14 protein-coding genes and 1 tRNA gene are annotated in these 17,321 nt (G+C 56.2%); 9 read left to right on the forward strand and 6 right to left on the reverse strand.

Annotated features, from left to right (window positions below):
• A partial coding sequence (locus RDV48_02435; protein ID MDQ7821635.1) for an HNH endonuclease signature motif containing protein occupies window positions 1-1,602 on the forward strand: 1,602 nt, incomplete at its 5' end.
• Window positions 1,603-1,833: 231 nt separating this feature from the next.
• Here RDV48_02435 and RDV48_02440 read toward each other — a convergent pair.
• A tRNA-Ala gene (locus RDV48_02440) sits at window positions 1,834-1,906 on the reverse strand.
• A 120-nt stretch (window positions 1,907-2,026) separates the two neighbouring features.
• Between RDV48_02440 and RDV48_02445 the strand changes: the two genes are divergently transcribed.
• Window positions 2,027-2,977, forward strand: a complete 951-nt coding sequence (locus tag RDV48_02445; GenBank protein MDQ7821636.1) for a diguanylate cyclase — start codon at window positions 2,027-2,029, stop codon at window positions 2,975-2,977.
• Between the two features lie 41 nt (window positions 2,978-3,018).
• Complete coding sequence (locus tag RDV48_02450; protein MDQ7821637.1) at window positions 3,019-3,390, forward strand: hypothetical protein; 372 nt, start codon at window positions 3,019-3,021, stop codon at window positions 3,388-3,390.
• 19 nt (window positions 3,391-3,409) lie between these two features.
• Here RDV48_02450 and RDV48_02455 read toward each other — a convergent pair whose 3' ends face one another.
• Complete coding sequence (locus tag RDV48_02455) at window positions 3,410-4,399, reverse strand: TGS domain-containing protein (GenBank protein MDQ7821638.1); 990 nt, start codon at window positions 4,397-4,399, stop codon at window positions 3,410-3,412.
• Between the two features lie 175 nt (window positions 4,400-4,574).
• Between RDV48_02455 and RDV48_02460 the strand changes: the two genes are divergently transcribed.
• Window positions 4,575-5,636, forward strand: coding sequence for an NHL repeat-containing protein (locus RDV48_02460; protein ID MDQ7821639.1), 1,062 nt, complete (start codon window positions 4,575-4,577; stop codon window positions 5,634-5,636).
• Window positions 5,637-5,818: 182 nt separating this feature from the next.
• Entirely contained in the window at window positions 5,819-6,628 is an 810-nt protein-coding gene (locus tag RDV48_02465; GenBank protein ID MDQ7821640.1) for an energy transducer TonB, read from the forward strand.
• On the opposite strand, the gene RDV48_02470 is transcribed toward RDV48_02465, so the two are convergent.
• On the reverse strand, window positions 6,622-7,377 hold the full coding sequence (locus tag RDV48_02470) for a FliA/WhiG family RNA polymerase sigma factor (GenBank protein MDQ7821641.1): 756 nt from the start codon (window positions 7,375-7,377) through the stop codon (window positions 6,622-6,624). The genes RDV48_02465 and RDV48_02470 overlap by 7 nt on opposite strands.
• Before the next feature lie 160 nt (window positions 7,378-7,537).
• Between RDV48_02470 and RDV48_02475 the strand changes: the two genes are divergently transcribed.
• The 4 genes from RDV48_02475 to pheT all read left to right on the forward strand — a co-directional run bounded on the left by RDV48_02475 (window position 7,538) and on the right by pheT (window position 13,060).
• On the forward strand, window positions 7,538-8,476 hold the full coding sequence (locus RDV48_02475) for a response regulator (protein ID MDQ7821642.1): 939 nt from the start codon (window positions 7,538-7,540) through the stop codon (window positions 8,474-8,476).
• 169 nt (window positions 8,477-8,645) lie between these two features.
• On the forward strand, window positions 8,646-9,677 hold the full coding sequence (locus tag RDV48_02480; protein ID MDQ7821643.1) for a YncE family protein: 1,032 nt from the start codon (window positions 8,646-8,648) through the stop codon (window positions 9,675-9,677).
• Window positions 9,678-9,824: 147 nt separating this feature from the next.
• Window positions 9,825-11,372 (forward strand): phenylalanine--tRNA ligase subunit alpha, encoded by a 1,548-nt coding sequence (locus tag RDV48_02485; GenBank protein MDQ7821644.1) that lies wholly within the window; start codon window positions 9,825-9,827, stop codon window positions 11,370-11,372.
• Window positions 11,372-13,060, forward strand: coding sequence for a phenylalanine--tRNA ligase subunit beta (pheT, locus tag RDV48_02490; protein MDQ7821645.1), 1,689 nt, complete (start codon window positions 11,372-11,374; stop codon window positions 13,058-13,060). The genes RDV48_02485 and pheT overlap by 1 nt, the downstream gene beginning before the upstream one ends.
• 3 nt (window positions 13,061-13,063) lie before the next feature.
• On the opposite strand, the gene RDV48_02495 is transcribed toward pheT, so the two are convergent.
• The 3 genes from RDV48_02495 to RDV48_02505 are packed head-to-tail and all read right to left on the reverse strand — an operon-like array spanning window position 13,064 to window position 17,290.
• Entirely contained in the window at window positions 13,064-14,380 is a 1,317-nt protein-coding gene (locus tag RDV48_02495; GenBank protein ID MDQ7821646.1) for a serine/threonine-protein kinase, read from the reverse strand.
• Window positions 14,377-16,638 carry a hypothetical protein gene (locus RDV48_02500; GenBank protein ID MDQ7821647.1) on the reverse strand — a complete coding sequence of 754 codons (2,262 nt, stop codon included), beginning with the start codon at window positions 16,636-16,638 and terminating at the stop codon, window positions 14,377-14,379. Before RDV48_02500 ends, RDV48_02495 begins: the two co-directional genes overlap by 4 nt.
• Window positions 16,625-17,290: an RNA polymerase sigma factor gene (locus tag RDV48_02505; protein MDQ7821648.1), complete on the reverse strand. Its 666-nt coding sequence runs from the start codon at window positions 17,288-17,290 to the stop codon at window positions 16,625-16,627. Before RDV48_02505 ends, RDV48_02500 begins: the two co-directional genes overlap by 14 nt.
• Window positions 17,291-17,321 lie beyond the last annotated feature (31 nt).

Raw genomic sequence — 17,321 nt, forward strand, 5'->3', positions numbered from 1 at the left:
AATAAAAAGGGTAACCGCCCCATATTTTCAAGTGTGCCTCTTTTGAAGAGGCGGATGTGGAATCGCCGCATCAGCGATCCCGATGAGGTCACCGGTCAGGATGGCGCGGGAGAGGACGGTGACAATCCATGGTCCTCTCAGTGGAGCATCTTCTTTCCGTCGTGGCTGGAAGAGGCCCGGCCGGAAAGAGGTGCCGGGGGCTCCGCGAGGGAAATTGCAGGCCGCCTCATAAGGGCCGCCTCGATCCGCCAGAGGCTCGACGTGGCCATAGGCATGCTCCTGCGGGCGATGGACGAGAGGCAGCTCCAGCGCCTTCTCGGCTACGAGTTCATCGAGGACTACGCCGGGGAGCGCTGCGGATTCTCGATGGCCCAGACCCGCCAGCTCATTAAGATGGCCGAGGGCTTCCACCGCCACTCCCTCACCGAGGATGCCTTCAAGAAGGGCGTCATCACCAGGGAGCAGGCGCGCCTCATTCTTCCCCTCGTGGACTCCAGGAATGAAAAGCAGTGGATTGCCTATGCGGCGAGCGTCCCCACCGTTGACCTCAGGGAAGAGGCGGGACGCATCGCCCGGATCCTGGAGTATGACTGCCTTGCCCCGCACAATTATGTGATTCTTCCCGGGTTCCGCTATGTCACCGACGAGAGGTTCCACGACCTGCCGGAGGAGGTGCAGGATCTCATAAGGAGCGGCTCATGGTACATGGGACAGACTTGTATACCGCAGTCCAATAAAAAAATGGTGTCTGTCCCCAATTATTGGCCCCTCTCATCAGATGACGAGGAGCTCGTCGCCTCCCGGGACAGGCGCCTCGATGCGCCCTGGAAGTATTTCAGCGATGTGGAGGAGTTCCTCGCCTCCGAGGCATCATTGAAAATTGAAAAAGATTCTACCCTGTGTGCGGGCCTCGGAAACCAGTCGGGGAGCGATCAACTGTATGGGGGGGCATGCAACGGGGAGGAGCAGGCACCCCATGGGCAGGGATGCCAGAATCCCATGTGTTCCTGTCATCAGTCACTGGAAAAAGCCCGGGAAGCCTGCACCATTCCCCGGGGTGAGCGCCCCGAGGAAACCTTCCTGGTGGACATCCTCTCGGCGGGAAACTCCCTGCGGGCGGCAACGAGCACCATGATGATAAAGTTCTTCCTTCCCCGGGAGCTTGAGGTGCTCTGGAACCTGGCGGCCCGGGCTTTTCTCGCCAGGCTCTCCCAGGCCGAAGGCGCCGACAGCCTCGGGCTCCCCGAAGAGAAATTCCTTGCCGCCCTGCTGGCAGAGTACCTCAGGACCGAGGGAACTATGAAAAAAGCAGCCCATCACCACAAAATCCTGAAGCGGGACCGGTTCCGCTGCCAGACTCCCGGCTGCCGCTGCAGGCGTAACCTCCATGTGCACCACCTCATCAGGCGCTCCCAGGGGGGCACCGATGACGAGTGGAACCTCATCACCCTCTGCGAGGCCTGCCACCTCCACCTCCTCCACGGTCTCAGGACCCTCACCGTGAGGGGCAGGGCGCCCTTTGAGCTCACCTTCACCTTCGGATCCTCTGAAGACGGTGAGCCTTTCCTGGTGTACAGAAACGGCTCAAAAAAGCGTCCCTGAGCAAAAGCCCACAGCGCAGGAGACTATGCCACGCCCTGGCCTCACGATACTGGACCTGTGAGAGACCCGACCTCCCCGGGGATCTTATGAAAAGGGGCTCTTGAAGGGGAGCTGCAGCGCGTGTCCCCGGGGTTACCCGGCGATCCTCCAGGCTGCTGTACGGTGAGAGATGAAAGGGCTTGAAAAAATCAAAACCCACCGTTTTCTCTTCAACAGTGGGTTTTCACGGAGTGGAGATGGGGAGAGTCGAACTCCCGACCTCTTGAGTGCGATTCAAGCGCTCTCCCAACTGAGCTACACCCCCATGTGCCCACATTATAGCCAATTGCAGGAAAAAAGTCAACAAAATTGACTTTTTTCCTATTTTTTCTTATACTGATACAGAAAGCACCAGGGTGTACCGGTCCTTTTCAAGGGAAAGATAATGAAATCCAGGGTTCTTATCGCAGACGATGACAGTGCATTCCGCAGCATGATCCGCGTTGCGCTCGAAGCTGAGGAATACGACGTTTCCGAGGCATCGGACGGCCAGCAGTGCATAGAGAAGGCTCTTAAAGACAATCCCCATATCATTCTCCTCGATGTAGTGATGCCTACCATGGATGGCCTTAAGGCCTGCAGCCTGCTGAGAGGCATGGCTTCCACGAAGCAGATTCCCATCATAATCCTTACGGTAAAGAGTGAAGTTGAGCATAAGCTTGAGGGATTCGGATGCGGTGCCGATGATTACCTTCCCAAGCCTTTCGATCCCTCGGAGCTTGCCGCACGGATAGGAGCCATTCTTGCAAGAACTCATGAAATGAAGAACCGTGTGGAAAACCTGGAGACTCTTTATCATAAGGTCTCTTCGGCCAACGAATTCCTCAGAAAGCAGATGATAATTGATGAGCTCACCTCGCTCTATAACTACCGCTACTTCATGAAGAGACTCGAAGAGGAGGTAAACCGCTGTATCCGCTACAGCAGGCATTTTACCTTGATACTTTTTGACCTGGATGACTTCGCGAGGATTAACAGCATTTATGGCCACCAGTTCGGCGACAGGATCCTCAAGGAGATAGGCTTCATTCTTCTCAATATGCTGAGGGGGATTGACATAGTGGCGCGTTACGGGGGGGAGAAGTTTATCGCGCTCCTGCCCGAGACTGACCTTCCCGGCGCCGAGAGCGTAGCCTCACGAATTCAGAGCAAGATAAACCGCCTAGAGGCGGCAGAAGGTTCCCAGAGGCTCATGGAGAAGATCACGATAAGTGGTTCCGTGTGCCTCTTTCCTGACCATGGGGGAAGCACCGACGAGATCCTTGCATCGGCGGAAAAGAGCATAGAGAAGGCAAAAAGGCAGGGCAAGCACCTCATTATCACCGCAGAAGCATAGGAGTTTGCGGAAGGTTATCACAGGAGCAAGGGGGGATGTTTATGGAGATCAGGGACAAGTCGCTTCAGTTTGAGTACCCGCTCGGGAGCGGGAGGCAGAATGAAGAGCAGGAAGAGCCTGTCTGCGATAAGTTCAGCTTTTCGGAGCATGATCTCTCGGAAGAGGGAAAGATCACCCTGATTATTCAGGTGAAGGAAAACCAGTCGTGCGGCGCCATGAAGGAGCAGTGCAAAAAATGCGGGATGGGAAGGCTCAAGGAGGATCTTGAGATAATTAACGGTTTTACCGTAGAGATTGATCCCAGGGATCTCATTGAATTTGTAAAAAAGATGCCGAAGGAAGCGGAGATCACCGTCGATCACCATGAACCCTTCCCTCTGACGGGAAAGCAGAAGAATATCTTCGGCATATGAGCCCTCCCGCACGGGACTCTCAGGCGGAATGGAGCTCTATGGTGTCCTGGTCCTGGAGCACATAGTCCTTCTGCACCATCTGCCCCTCGTATTTTTTTGAGCCCCAGATGCGGGCATATTTGAATTTTTCTTCAAACTCCTTGTGGATTGCCCGGGCCAGGTCCAGGACGGTGCTCCCTTTCGCGAGCACGTGGGGATGGTCCGGGTCGGCCTTCCTGCCGGGAGCCCTCGTATAGACCCTCACTATCTCGAGCCATTCGAAAATCCCGCGCTTGAACTCTTCGAGGTGCTCGCTCCGCAGGCATGAGAGGGCAATCAGGGGGAACCTTGCACCATAGAGCTCCCTGAGCACGGAAAAATTTTCCATGGCCTCTTCGCTCTCAGCCTTGGTGCATGCCACAAGGGTTCTTATGCGGGCAGCGCTTTGAAGGGCCTCTTCACGGGAGGGCTGGTCAGCAAGCAGGATCTTTGCCTGCTGGAGTCGCCCTATGACGGTTTCGAGCTGCTCCAGAGGATCCTGGGCCCCGAGATCGACGGTCAGGACAAGACCGTCGGCATTTCTTATGATTCCGGGGAGCCATGTCTCCATGAACTCATCCGATATGGCAGGCGTATCGACCATCTGTATCGGGACATTTTCAAACTTCATCATGCCGGGAATGACCTTCCGTGTCGTGTAAGGGTAGTCGGCCACCTCGCTTTTTGCATTGGTCACCGATGAGAGGAGCGCCGATTTCCCCGAGTTGGGAAATCCCGCGATAATGACCTGCCGCGCCCCTTCCTTTTCCACATGGTAGCTGAACTGGCTTTTCCCGGACTGCTTCTTCGCCGAATCAAGGGTGAGCTTCTTTATTCTCCGCCTGATGTCGGCCTGCATCTTCTCGGTGCCCTTGTGCTTCGGGATAGTGGCATACATCTCTTCAAGGGCGCTTATTTTCTCCTCGTTTGTCTTTGCATCCCTGAAGCGCTGCTCCGCTGCAATGTACTGGGGAGTGAGATTCGCCGGCATAGGCAGACTGCTGACCTGATGATGTAGATAATAGTATGATCATGATATTCCATATAAAGGGGGGCTCCCTCCTTTCGAGCCTTCTCTCATCGGCGGGGAGGAAGGCCTAAAAGAGGAAATTCCCCCCCATTGAGAGAAACTTACAGAGGTCATTTAAGAAAGGGAGGACTCTTACATGAAAAAGCTCGTATTACTGATGTGCGCTGTGGCGGTGCTGCTGCTGGTGTGTGCCTCACAGCCGGGGTGGGCAGAACAGTACAGGCTGGTGAAACATTTTGGGTACCTTGACGGGTGGGGTAATGCCATGCGCTTCCCGACAGGTATCTTTGTGCAGGAAGGCAAGGGCACCAAGTATGATTGTGATGACCGGTGCAAGTATCTCAAAAAAGGCTATGAGGCCAAGTGCAGGGATTCGGCAAAAAAAGACGACACAAGGATCTTTGTTGCCGACTGGGACAGCCACCGCCTGGAAAAATATGACATGGACGGCCACCTTCTCAAGAGGTATGGCGACATCTGCCCCATGAAACCCTATGATCTCGTCATCGACAACAAGGGCGCCATTCACTCATCCTGCGAGTATTATGACAGGATCAGAAAAGTCAATTCCAAGGGCTACGTTGCCCATGTCTTTTTCCCCAATTATACGAACTATGCCGAGATTGGCACCGATCTGGTGGCTTCCTGCGACGATCCCCGCGGAATGGCCCTCTGCCCCCGCGGCAATATAGTGATAGCCGACTACGGCTACAGGAAGATTTTTGTCTTTGACGACCAGAAGCGCTATATCACGAGCTTCTCCACCACCGTGGACGGCGATTATGATGCGCTGCCCGAGACGGAGAAGAAGGATATGGATCCCCTTCCCAGGCCCATCGATGTGGCAGTTGACGGCCAGGGAAATTGCTACGTGTGCTACAATAAGGTCTTCGGCGTGAGAAAGTTCAACGCGCAGGGTCAGCTCTCTTCCGATTTCCCCAGGACCCTCTCCCTTCCCGGGAGCGAGATGAAGCTCGGCGGCCTTGCCCTTGACAGGAACGGCTCGATTTTCGTCACCGACATGACCAAGTGCATGGTCCACAAGATTTCGCCTCAGGGCTCCGTGGTGGCCTCATGGGGCCGGAACGGCCAGCTGCCAGGCGATTTCTACCACCCCATGGGAATAGCTGTTGATTCAAAGGACCGTGTTTACGTGGTGGATCATGGCAACCACCGGGTGCAGGTTTTCGCGCCTTAGCCTTTATTTCAGCAGAACCTGACAAAGGCCGGCTCTCTGCCGGCCTTTTTTTTGTCGGGGAATATTTTCATGGAATTCCAGGTAGAACCTCCATGAAGGGGATGCCGTGCCTCTCTTGATGGCTGCGGTGCTCCGTGGTATAATGGGAGGAAGTGAAAGCTGTCGTGACAGGGAAGCTCTCTATGGAAGCTCGTGAAGTTCGCTTTGTGCGCAGAAGGAAATGGACGGTTCTCCATAAGGCCATTTTGATTTCCCTGATCTTTCACCTGGTGCTCATACCAGTCATTTCACTCACGGGAAAGGCACCAAATTCGCGTTTTAATCCTGACAAGTTCCAGGTTTTCTTTGTCGATGCCGTTCCTGCCGGAGATGAGAAACCCTCATCAGGGGATGCGCCCCGCCGTGAAGCTCCAGAGGAAAAGCTCTTTGATGTCGATCTCGCAAAGACGCCGGTAATCACCGCGTCGGAGCCACCACCCCTTCCCGGCGAAGCGCCCCCTCCCCTGATTTCCTTCACTCAGGACCGTGAGCCACCGCCTGGCAGTCCGCCGCCCGAGCTTACCGGCGGCTCCCCCCAGGGTGATGAAGGGGGAGGCTCTGCGGGAGGAGGCTCCGGTGACGGGACAGGAACAGGCGCAGGCACGGGCGCAATGGTGGCGCCTACCGCCCTGGCAGGCGGCTGCAAGCTCTTTATTCTCCCGCCCAAAGAGGCGCCTCTCCCGTTGACAAATGCCCTCGCATTCTGTGAAGGCATCACCAGGTCAGAGACTTTTTCCGCAAAATCAATCGAGATGACCGTCTCTCTCGATCAGGAAGGCCAGCCGTCAAATATCAGGCTTGTCCGTTCATGCGGCAACAAGGAAATCGACAATGCGGTGCTGGAGTTGATGGGCCTGATGCGCTTTGACACGGCGCACCTGGCGAGCGCGCCTCAGTACTATCTCACCCTTGTCGTGGTGAATAATGAGATCTCCGCCAAGGGCTCTCAGTAATCTCTTTTTGCGAGCCAGTCTCTCAGCTTGAAGACCACCCTGCGATGGATCTGCTGGAGTTTCTGAAGGGATATCCCCATCTTTTCCGCTACTGTGTTGAAAGACGCTCCCTGGTAGTAGTGGAGCTGGATGAGAGTCTTTTCATCTTCGTCAAGCTCCGCCATGGCGCTCTTGATGATATTCTTGTCTTCCTGGGCCTCGTACTCGCTCACGGGATCGCTACCCGTCTTGTCCTCGAGCACATCAAGAAAGGAGAAGCTCTCTTCTTCCCCGTCTGAAAGAGGCTGATCAAGCGAGGGGACGTACATGCAGAAAAGGTCCAGCACAAGGTCGGAGACTTCTCTTGAAGTGGTTTTCAGCTCCCTGGCGATTTCCTCCTCTGTTCCCGGCCGTCCATGTTCCATCATGAACTTTTCCATGGCCTGCTGCAGCGAGCGGACCTTGGCACGGGTTCTTTCCGGCATCCAGTCAAGGTCGCGCAGGCCGTTGAAAATGGCTCCTCTGATGACCGGCGTGGCATAGGTTTCAAACTTGACGCCCCTGGAGGCGTCAAACTGCTCGATGGCCCGCATGAGTCCAATGGTTCCGTCGCTCACCAGGTCATCCATTTCAATGCCGGACCAGAGTTTTTTCAGTATTCCCAGCGCGATCTGCTTTACAAGGGGAAGATAGTGTTCCAGGAGACTCTCCTTCGCCCGCGAGTCGTTCCTTCCCTTGTAAAGCTCCCACAATGCAGCCGGTTCTTCCAAGTGATGCCTCCAGAGAGTGGTATTGTGATAAATAATTTCCTGGAACTGCGGGAAATCCTCTTTTCTCCTCATGGGGCGAAAATGGGGGGGGGACGGCAAGAGGATTTTTAATCTTTTCAAATAATTGAATCATGGATGCACTGCCTTTCGGAGAGAGCCGTTGAAGAAGCACAAAATCCTCATCGTAGACTATGAACCATCGGTGCTCAAAGTACTTGCCTCTATTCTTATCAAGGCCGGCTACGAGTGTATCACCCTGGACAACAGCGACGAAGTGCTCTCTCTTGTCGGAAAAGATATCCCCGACCTCCTTATCATTGACAGGGCGATGCCCGGGAAGGACGGTCTCGCGGTCTCCAGGGAGATTAAAAAGAAGCCCCGCTTTTCGCAGATACCCATTCTGATGCTCACCGGCGCGTGCAGCGAAGAGGAGCGGATCGATGCCCTGGAGAGCGTCGTCGATGACTATTACTGCAAGCCTTTTAATCCCAATGAGCTGCTTGCCAAGATCAAGGCAATTCTCCGCCACAGCACAAGGATCCGTGACAGCAACCCCACGACAAGGCTTCCCGGGGGAAACGCTCTGGAGGAGGAAGTGAACAGGCGCCTCACCCACGGCGAAGTATTTGCTCTCATGCATGTGGATATTGACAATTTCAAGGCTTATGCCGATGCCTATGGATTCAACAGCGCCAACAGGATGATCAAGCTCTGCGGGAAGATCCTGATCCAGGCCATCGAGGCCTTTGATGAAGGCCATCCCTTTCTCTCCCATGTAGGAGGCGATGATTTTATCATCATCACCGGCGTGGAGCTTTTTGAGAGAGTGGCATTGAAAATCATCGATCTCTTTGACTCGCAGGTACAATCCTGCTTTAAAAAGGAGGATCTTGACAGGGGCTCCTTTACGGGGGGTGACAGGAAGGGAGAGGCAAGGGATTTCCCGATCACCTCCCTCTCGATAGGAAGCACCACCAATATGAAGCGCCTCTTTCATGATGCCTCAGAAATGGGCTCATACCTGGTGAAGGCCAAGAACAGGGCCAAGCAGCTCGAGAAGAAAAAGCAAGGCAAGAGCACTTTCTTCCACCTGGAATGACGTGGGCCTTTTTATCCTCAAGAAGGACTTTGCCCCCGGGGGGGAAAATTATTACACGGGATGCCGGGCGGAATGGCCGGGACAAGAGAGATACGAATCCAGGTTCTAAATTCAATCCGGCGAGTAAAAAGCAGTCACTATCCATGAATATCTGAAAGGAGAAATCATCATGCAGACAGGAAAAAGAACATTGGCCCTCATCGCGGTCATCGGGCTGCTTCTTCTGGGAGCAGCTCTTGTGATGGCAGGGTGCGGAGGAGGATCGGGATCGGGTTCATCGTACGGTACATCGAATACTGGATACACGTATACGCGGTATGCCTTCGTCACCAATTCCAATGAAGGTACCGTGGGATTCATCAACCTCAGCAGCAACGCTTATGAGACCACGGTCTCCGTGGGAACAACCCCCTATGGCATCGCCGCTGATCCGGCCGGGTCGCTGGTATTTGTCTCGACGAGCGGCGATGGGAATTTCAACACCATAAGCGTGCCTGACAAGAAGGTAGTTGCCGTTTACGGCGGGATGAACGCTCCCAAGGGAGTTGCTGAAGGCCCCCTTGCCTCCTATGTCCTTATCGCCTCAAGCGGCGATGGGTATTCCTATATTTACAACGCCATCAACAAGGGAATAAGTGACGCCCTCCAATGCGGAGGCAATCCCCTCGAGGCCACCACGTCGAACGACAACAAGAGGGCTTATGTGAGCAACACAAACAATTCCGTCTCGGTAGTCGATCTCTCCACGGGGAACTTTCAGCTTCTCACGAACATCCCCAATGTGGGAAATGCCGATCTTGATGTCGATCCCGACGGCACCTCTCTCTTTGTCGCCGATTCTGCCAATAACAGGGTGAACAGGGTTGATACGGCAAGCTTCAGCACCACCGCCACCATTCCCGTGGGCACCAACCCTTACGGGGTGGCCTGCGGCTTCCAGGCGACCGCCGGCTACGTGTATGTGTCCAACCGGGGGAACAACAATATCTCGGTTATCAACGCAACCACCAACACTGTCACGACAACCATCCCCGTGGGCACGACACCGATGGGCCTCTGCCTGAGCCCCGATGGAAAGACTCTCTATGTGTGTAATAATGGAGCAAATAATGTCTCCATCATAGATACTACATCCAACACGGTCACGGCAACTGTCGCGGTGGGAGCCGGCCCGATAAACATTGACGTGTCGCCCTATTAATCGTTCTGCTCAAGTGACCCTTTTCAGGAGAAGAGTGCCCCTCTTCTCCTGAGATTTCCCGGGCTTTTACTCTCAAGAGCACACCTGACGACATCATTGTAGATTACCTTATTTACCATGTGTGTCAGCATAAAGGAGCATTGCCATATGTCACACCATGAGGAGATTGCCGAGCGCCTTCACCCCCTTGAGACACAGATCCTTCTCCCCTTCAAGGGCGCGCCTCGCCTGTCCTGCGACTCGCTTGCAGAGGCAAGCGGCCTTGCCCAGAGCCAGCTGCGCACCGCCATTGAGTGGCTTCTTGCCAAGAATCTCATCATTGCAAGAGATGAGGGCGTGGAGGAATCTGCCACCCTGACCAGGTTGGGGGAGCAGGTGGCCCAGTCGGGATTCCCTGAAGCAGCCGTCCTCAGGGCTCTTGAAGATAGAGAGGGAAAGTCGGTGAGCCTCAAGGACCTTCCCGCCCTGGCTGGCGTGGCCCGCGAGGAGGCAAGCCCCCTGATAGGCTCATTGAAAAAACAGGGCGCCATTGACATCCGTGAAGGAGTGATCCACCTTGTGAACGGCGAGGTCCTCAAGGTCATCGGCGAGAGGGAAGCCCTTTTCAGAAAGGTCAGGGAAAAGGGAAGGGTTGACTTGAAGGAGCTTACCCCGGCCGAAAGGGAGGAGGTACGGGGAGGATTCAAGAAGAGGACGCCTGAAAAGGGTTTTTTCCGCATAGAGGAAAAGCCCCTGCTCTCGTATGAGCTCACCGGCGGCGGGCGGGAGCTTCTTCCCTATCTGCGCTGCCGGCCCGTGGTGAACCAGCTCACGTCCCAGCTCATCGCCTCGGGAAAATGGAGGGACTGCGACCTGCGCAAGTACGACATCACCCTGAACCCGCCGAGGCTTGTCATCGGCAAGAAGCATCCTTACCGGCAGTTCCTCGAGAGGGTGAGAGCCAAGCTCATCGCCCTGGGGTTTGAGGAGATGAAGGGCTCGGTCGTGGAGACAGAGTTCTGGGATATGGATGCCCTCTTCATGCCGCAGTTTCATTCGGCCCGCAACATTCATGACGTCTATTTCGTCCATGAGCCCCGGTATGCAAAGCAGATTTCCGAGCCATTTCTCTCCCAGGTGGCCGCTTCTCATGAACATGGCGGCACCACGGGAAGCACGGGATGGAGCTACTGCTTTGACAGGGAGAAGACCAAGAGGCTTATCCTGAGGAGCCAGGGCACAGCCCTCTCGGCACGGACCCTCGCCTCGGGGCCCTCGATTCCGGGGAAGTATTTTGCCATTGCCCGCTGTTTCCGCTATGAGCAGATTGATGTGACCCACGGGACCGATTTTTTCCAGATAGAGGGAATCGTCGTGGACAGGGATATTAACTTCAGGAAGCTCCTGGGGCTTCTGAAGCTTTTTGCCAAGGAGGTGGCCCAGGCTCAGGAGATCAAGTTCGCCCCCGCTTACTTTCCCTTCACGGAGCCCTCGGTGGAGCTTCACGCGAAGCATCCTCAGCTCGGCTGGATGGAGCTGGGCGGGGCAGGCATCTTCCGCCCCGAAGTGACATCCCCTCTCAACGTGGATGTCCCTGTCATTGCCTGGGGACTTGGCATAGACCGTATGGCCATGGTGAGCCTGGGGATCAAGGACATCCGCCAGCTCTTTACCCATGACCTGGAATTTATAAGGCAGTCAAAGGTGGTGTTCTGATGCCGTCATATACCTGTATCCTGAAAGATGTGCTTTCTCTTATAAAGCTTGATTCCATGCCCCTCGAGAAATTTGAGGCATGCCTTGAGTGCGCCAAATCAGAGCTCAAAGGCTACGACATGGCAAGCGGCGAGGTAAAGCTTGAGAACAATGACACGAACCGCCCCGATCTCTGGTCGGCCGAGGGCACGGCCCGGCAGATCAGGAACTGCCACTTCGGCGGCAGGGACTCCTACGGCTTCTTTGAGGAGGCCCCCCAGGAGGACCACAGGATTATCGTGAGCGGCGATCTCAAGGACGTGAGGCCTTACATCGGCGGATTCACCGTCACCGGCATCAGCGTCACTGACGATTTCCTCAGAGAGCTCATTCAGACGCAGGAGAAGCTCTGCGAGAATTACGGGCGCTCCAGGGATCTGATTTCCATAGGCGTCTATAACGCGAGGGAGATCAGATTCCCCCTCTATTTCAACGGCTACAGGCCCGGATCAAGGCGCTTCGCCCCCCTTGGCTTCACCGAGGAGCTGGACCTCGCGGAGATTCTTGAGAAGCATCCCAAGGGGCGGGAGTACGGCCACCTGGTGAAGTCCTCTCCCTTCTATCCCCTTATCGTGGACAGCAGGGAGAAAGTGCTCTCCTTCGCTCCCATTATCAACAGCAACGATCTCGGCTGCGTCGCCGTCGGCGATGACTTTCTCTTCGTCGATGTGACGGGGAAAGAACGGGAGCCCATGACGCTGGCCCTCAATATCATGGCCTGCAACATGGCTGACCGCGGCGGCACCATCCATCCCTTCACTATTGTCTATCCTGACGGCGGCCTTCACAGGACGCCCTTCAGGTTCGAGAAGCCGGTGACCCTTGATCTCTCCTTCGCGGAAACCTATGTGGGCGAATCCCTCACTGACGGCGAAGCCCGTGAACATCTGGAGAAGATGGGCCATGCCGTCACGGAAGCCGGTCAGGCCCTGAAATGCGTGCCGCCGCCGTACCGCCTCGACTGCCTCCACCAGGTCGATCTCATCGAGGATATCTGCATCGGCAGGGGGTACGGCACCTTTGTGCCCCAGATGCCGGAGAAATTCACCATCGGCGCCTCCAGACCCGTCATGAGGCTCACCGAAGTCGTCGGCGAACTGATGCTGGGAATGGGCTTCCAGGAAGTGATGACCTATATCCTCACGTCACAGGAAACGCTCTCGGCGAAGATGCAGCACGACGAGAAGCCCGTGGCCATTGACAATGTGATGAGCGAGACGTACGGGGTCATAAGGTCCTCCCTCGTTCCCATCCTGCTCGAGATAGAATCGAAAAACCCCCGCGTTGAATACCCCCATCGCATTTTTGAGACAGGTGAGGTGGTGCTCCGCGACAGCAGCCGTGACGAGGGGGTAGCCACAGTCCACCATCTCGGCGCTCTTGTAGCCCACAGCTCATCGAATTTCTCCGAGGCCCACAGCACCCTCCAGTCCCTGCTGTGGTATCTTCAAATCCCCTACCGCCTCGAGAAAAAGGACCATCCCTCCTTTATCGAGGGAAGGGCAGGGGCTGTCTATGCCGGTGAGAAGGAAGTGGGAATAATCGGCGAGGTCCATCCCCAGGTCCTTGAGAACTGGGGGATCACCTGTCCCTGCGCCGCCTTCGAGCTCTCCCTTGATGATCTTCTTCCCACGCTCCAGGGCATCTAGGGGCTATTTTCTCCCGTAGACCTCGCTACCGGGCTGCAGAATCCTGAGGCGCCCCTCGGTGATGATGATGTGGCAGAGGCGCTCGGCGTTTTGCAGCGGGGAGGGCGGGAGAAAGCTTCTTCCCTCGCGCTCCGGGGAAGCCATGAAGGAGAATGAGCCTTTCTCCGTCTCCACGTCGGCCTTGCGCCGCCCGGAAAAACGGTCGTTGCTGAAGGCAAGGCTCTTTACCTCGTTCCAGCGGGCGAAGAACCTGGAGAGCCCGTCACGGTAATATAATCCCTGCTCGTTCGCGGTGATCTGCACCGTGGCATTGAATGACTTCTGCCGGTATTCCTTGATGCCGAGCCATATGAAGAAGGGGCTGTAAGCGATGGCAAACATCGCGAGAATGGTCTGCGACGGGAGAAGGAACACGCCGAAGGCGCATCCCGCCACACTTGCCAGCGAGGAAAGGGTGTACTGCAGCTTCCGGGGAGGCTCGTTACCGTAGGAAAAAGTCTCGGCCTCGTCCATGATGGTTCTCTCTCCCCTGAGTGCCCCCTTCATCTCCTCGATGCGCTGGAAGCGGCGCGAAGGCTCGATGGACAGGGCCTTGACAAGGACCTGCTCGCACTCCTCGGAAATGGCGGGATTGAGGTCCCGCGCGTCGGGGAAGATGAAGGGCGTGCGGGTGGGATCGTGGCCCGTGAGGAGATGGTGCAGCAGCGCCCCGAGGGAGAATACGTCAGAACGGGGATCGGTCTGCTCCTGGCCATACTGCTCAGGGGCCGCATAGCCCGGCGTGCCCATGATGACGGTGTCCTTGGGCTTGCCTATGGAAAAGAAGCGCACGAGGCCGAAATCTATGAGCTTGACGGCGCCCTGGGTGGTGACGATGCAGTTTGAAGGCTTGAGATCGCGGTACACTATCTGCTGGCCATGGAGGTAGAGGAGGGCATCGCAGATCTGCGACGCCCATTCTATGACCTCGCTCTCAGCCCTTGGCGCTCTCTCCTCCATGAGGGCCTCAAGGGTCTTTCCCTCAATGAGCTCCTCCACGAGGAACCTCCTGCCCTCGAAGACGAAGTGGTCCGTCACCTTGGGGAGGTTCATGTGGCAGAGCTGTGAGAGGAGCTCTGCCTCCCTCTTGAACTGCCCTATGAGGATCTCCTGCTGCGCGGCATCGGCGACAAGCTCGCGCATCTGCTTGAGAGCCATGGAACCACCGAGGCGCATATCTTCCACCTCGTAGACGATGCTCATGCCGCCTTCGGCAATTACCTTTTTTATCTTGTACCGGTCATCGAGCACACAGCCTTCACTGAGGATCTGGTCGTTCATGGCTTCGGCACCTCCCCCTGCTCCACCTCAAGCTTCACGGTGCCTATATCGCGGGATGGATCCTTGGCAGTCACGTTGATAATCCCCACGGGGGTGAGCTCTGTGACCCTGGCGGGCTTTCCCGGGAAGCGCAGGACGGCGAGGTAGCTCCCTGAGAGGAGATTTCTGAAGGTGAAGCGCCCCTCACTGTCGGTTTCCGTCACTATGAAGGATGAGCCTGAAAAGGCAAGGGGAGTGGGAAGGGTACCCTGGACAGAGGAGAATGCCTTCCTGGTCTCCTGGCCAAGCGCCTCGCTGATGTCCCAGAGGAACCGGTGCTCGTCGTTGTAAAACCTGTCATAGAACGAGTAGTGGCGGAAGAGGGTTTCCGATGCAAAGAGCCTCACCTTGATGCCCCGGACGGGGAGGCCATTCACGATGACTGTTCCGGACACTTTGCCGGTATCTGTCAGCGGAAAGTCCTGAGTCTGTTTTTTGCACTTGACAAGCTCCTCCCGGGAGTATGGCTCGCTGATCTTCGAAAAGAGCCCCTGGGCTTTCGCACTTTTCCCGAGAAGGAGATAGTTCATTCCAAGGGCAAGCCTCACGGAGTCACTTATGAAAAAGGTCTTCTCGTCGCTTAACTGGTCGAGCAGTGAGAGGCTCTCTTCATGCTCCCTCCCGTTCACGATAATGAAGTTTCTCGGATAGAGATAGTAATGGGTAGGGGAGCATTCTTTCACGTAGGAAAGCCAGCTTTTTATGAAGCCGTCGCTGTCCCACCTGGAGAGCATGGCGGTCATGGCGATGGAGCGGGCCAGGTTCTCGTCATGACTTCTGCGCGCCCCATCTTCTGCCTTTGAGAGAAGCCGCTCATCATCAAAAGCCGCCGGGTAAAAAGAGGTCTTCATGCCGCCGGGGAAGGTGCGGTCCATGGTATCGATGCCGACAGATACCAGCGGTACCACAGTATAAGTGTTCCGGTGCGCATTGCTGATCAGTGATCTGCAGGAATCTCTGAGGGTCCGATCCTTCTGTATGGCAGGGAAGGCCAGCAGGAGTGCGAAGCCGGCAAGGGCAGTGCCAAAAAGCAATGCGGGGACGGGAGTTTCGGTGAAAAACCTCTCCCTTTTCCTCTGCTCTTCGAATCTCAAGGCGCTCATAAAGGCGCCTGCGGCTCCGAAGAGCAGGATAGGGAGAGCAAGCAGCAGCAGCCTTGTGGCGGCCGAGCTTTCCGGCCCGGAGAGAAGGTTTTCCATCCATGGGAAGGCCATACGGGCAATATAATCATAAGCTTTTGCCTGGGGGAGCGCAATGGAGAGGGCTATTCCTCCAAGGCAGCCGTAAAAAGTATAGACAAGCGCGGGAACATGGCGGACTGACCTTGTGAGGAGCAGGACAAGGGCGAACCCCGAGAGAAGAACCCCCCCCAGAGGAGTGACGAAGGGATTGGAAGCAAGCAGCACCATGCTCAAGGTATCGCTGTGATGGCGCAAGAAGGGGAGTGAGAGGTTGCTGAAAAAGAAAGGAATTCCCCTGTACACCGGCCATTCGAGCGATATCCCGTGGCCGTTCAGGAAGGCGTCGGCAAAAAACACCATGAGGTGCCACAGGAGCAGCATGGCGAAAAGGGCCACCAGGGGAAGGGCCACCGCCATGGGGGGGAGCTTCCTCCCTGACCTGAGCGCCTCCCAGTAAGCCCGCATGTTGAGCATTCTCATCCCTCCGAAAAAGAGCATGACCCCTGAGGCGAGAATGACCATTGACGCCGCCTGATAAAAGATGCGCCAGTCCATCTCCTTCACGAAAGGCATCCAGAGAAGGGCATGGAGGGATTTCTGCGAAATGATGGCCGGCCCCACCCTCAGGCCAAAAAGGAGGTTGCACTGCGCCATGTAGAGCGAAGCGACCATGGTGAGCCCTGCCACGGCGGCGGTAAAGAGAGAAAAGAGGAGGCCCGTCGATACGGCGCCGGGCACGGTGGCCCTTTGCCGGCCCAGCAGTAAGGTGGCAAGAGCCTCTGTCACCCTGCCGGCGAAGGTCTTCACAAGCCCACGAGGCGCGGCCTGTTCAGAAGCCATTGCCGCCACCCTGCGGGCAAAGCCCTCGGGGAGCGCCGGCGCCTCAAGCAGCGGCAGCGTGGCTCGTACTTTTTCCAGCGATTCCTGAAAGGCTTTGCAGGAACGGCACCCTTCCATGTGGGTGAGGGCTTCCCGGTCTTTCACCTCGCCGTCTTCATAGGATTCAACGATCCGGTCCTTTATTTCATTGCATTTCATTACTGTGCTCCTCCTTTCCTGAAAGCCACAGGGCCATCTTTTTCCGCGCCTCGCTGAGGCGGGACTTCACGGTGCCCAGGGGAATCTTCAGGGTCTTCGAGATCTCCTCGTAGGTGAGGTCGCAGTATTCCCTGAGAAGGATTGTGGTCTTTTCCGCAAGCGAGAGTGCTCCGAGGGCTTCTTTCACCGACTCCCTGGTGCATGCGGCGTCAAGGGCACTCTCTTTCAGCGGTTGCGGGGGAGCGGCCGAGGCCAGGGAAGAGGTATCCAGGGGGATCTCTTTTCCCTTTCTCTGCTGCCATTCCCTGGCGAGGTTGGCAATGATCTGGGCAAGCCAGGACTTGAAGGAATCAGGGTTTCTGAGGCTTCCTATGTGGCGGAACACCTTCAGATATGCTTCCTGCACTATGTCCTGGGCCCTGTGGTAATCCCCCGTGAGGTGATAGGCCAGGCCGAAGGCTTTCCCCGACGTGTGGGAAATAAGGTTTTCAAAGGCCAGGGCGTCCTGGCTCTTGACCCTCTCGACAAGATCAGCTAAAAGCGCATCATGATGGCTTGCAGGCGTGCTCACCCTCATCTCTTCCGCGGCGGCGCGCCCAAGTCCTCCCTCGAGGAACTCGATGCTCCGGGTGACTGCTCCCTCCATAGTCATTGCTCCCTCCCTTCAACGGCTCTTAATGGCG

Source organism: Candidatus Eremiobacterota bacterium (genome assembly GCA_031082125.1).
In the GTDB taxonomy this organism is placed as follows: domain Bacteria; phylum Vulcanimicrobiota; class CADAWZ01; order CADAWZ01; family Ess09-12; genus Ess09-12.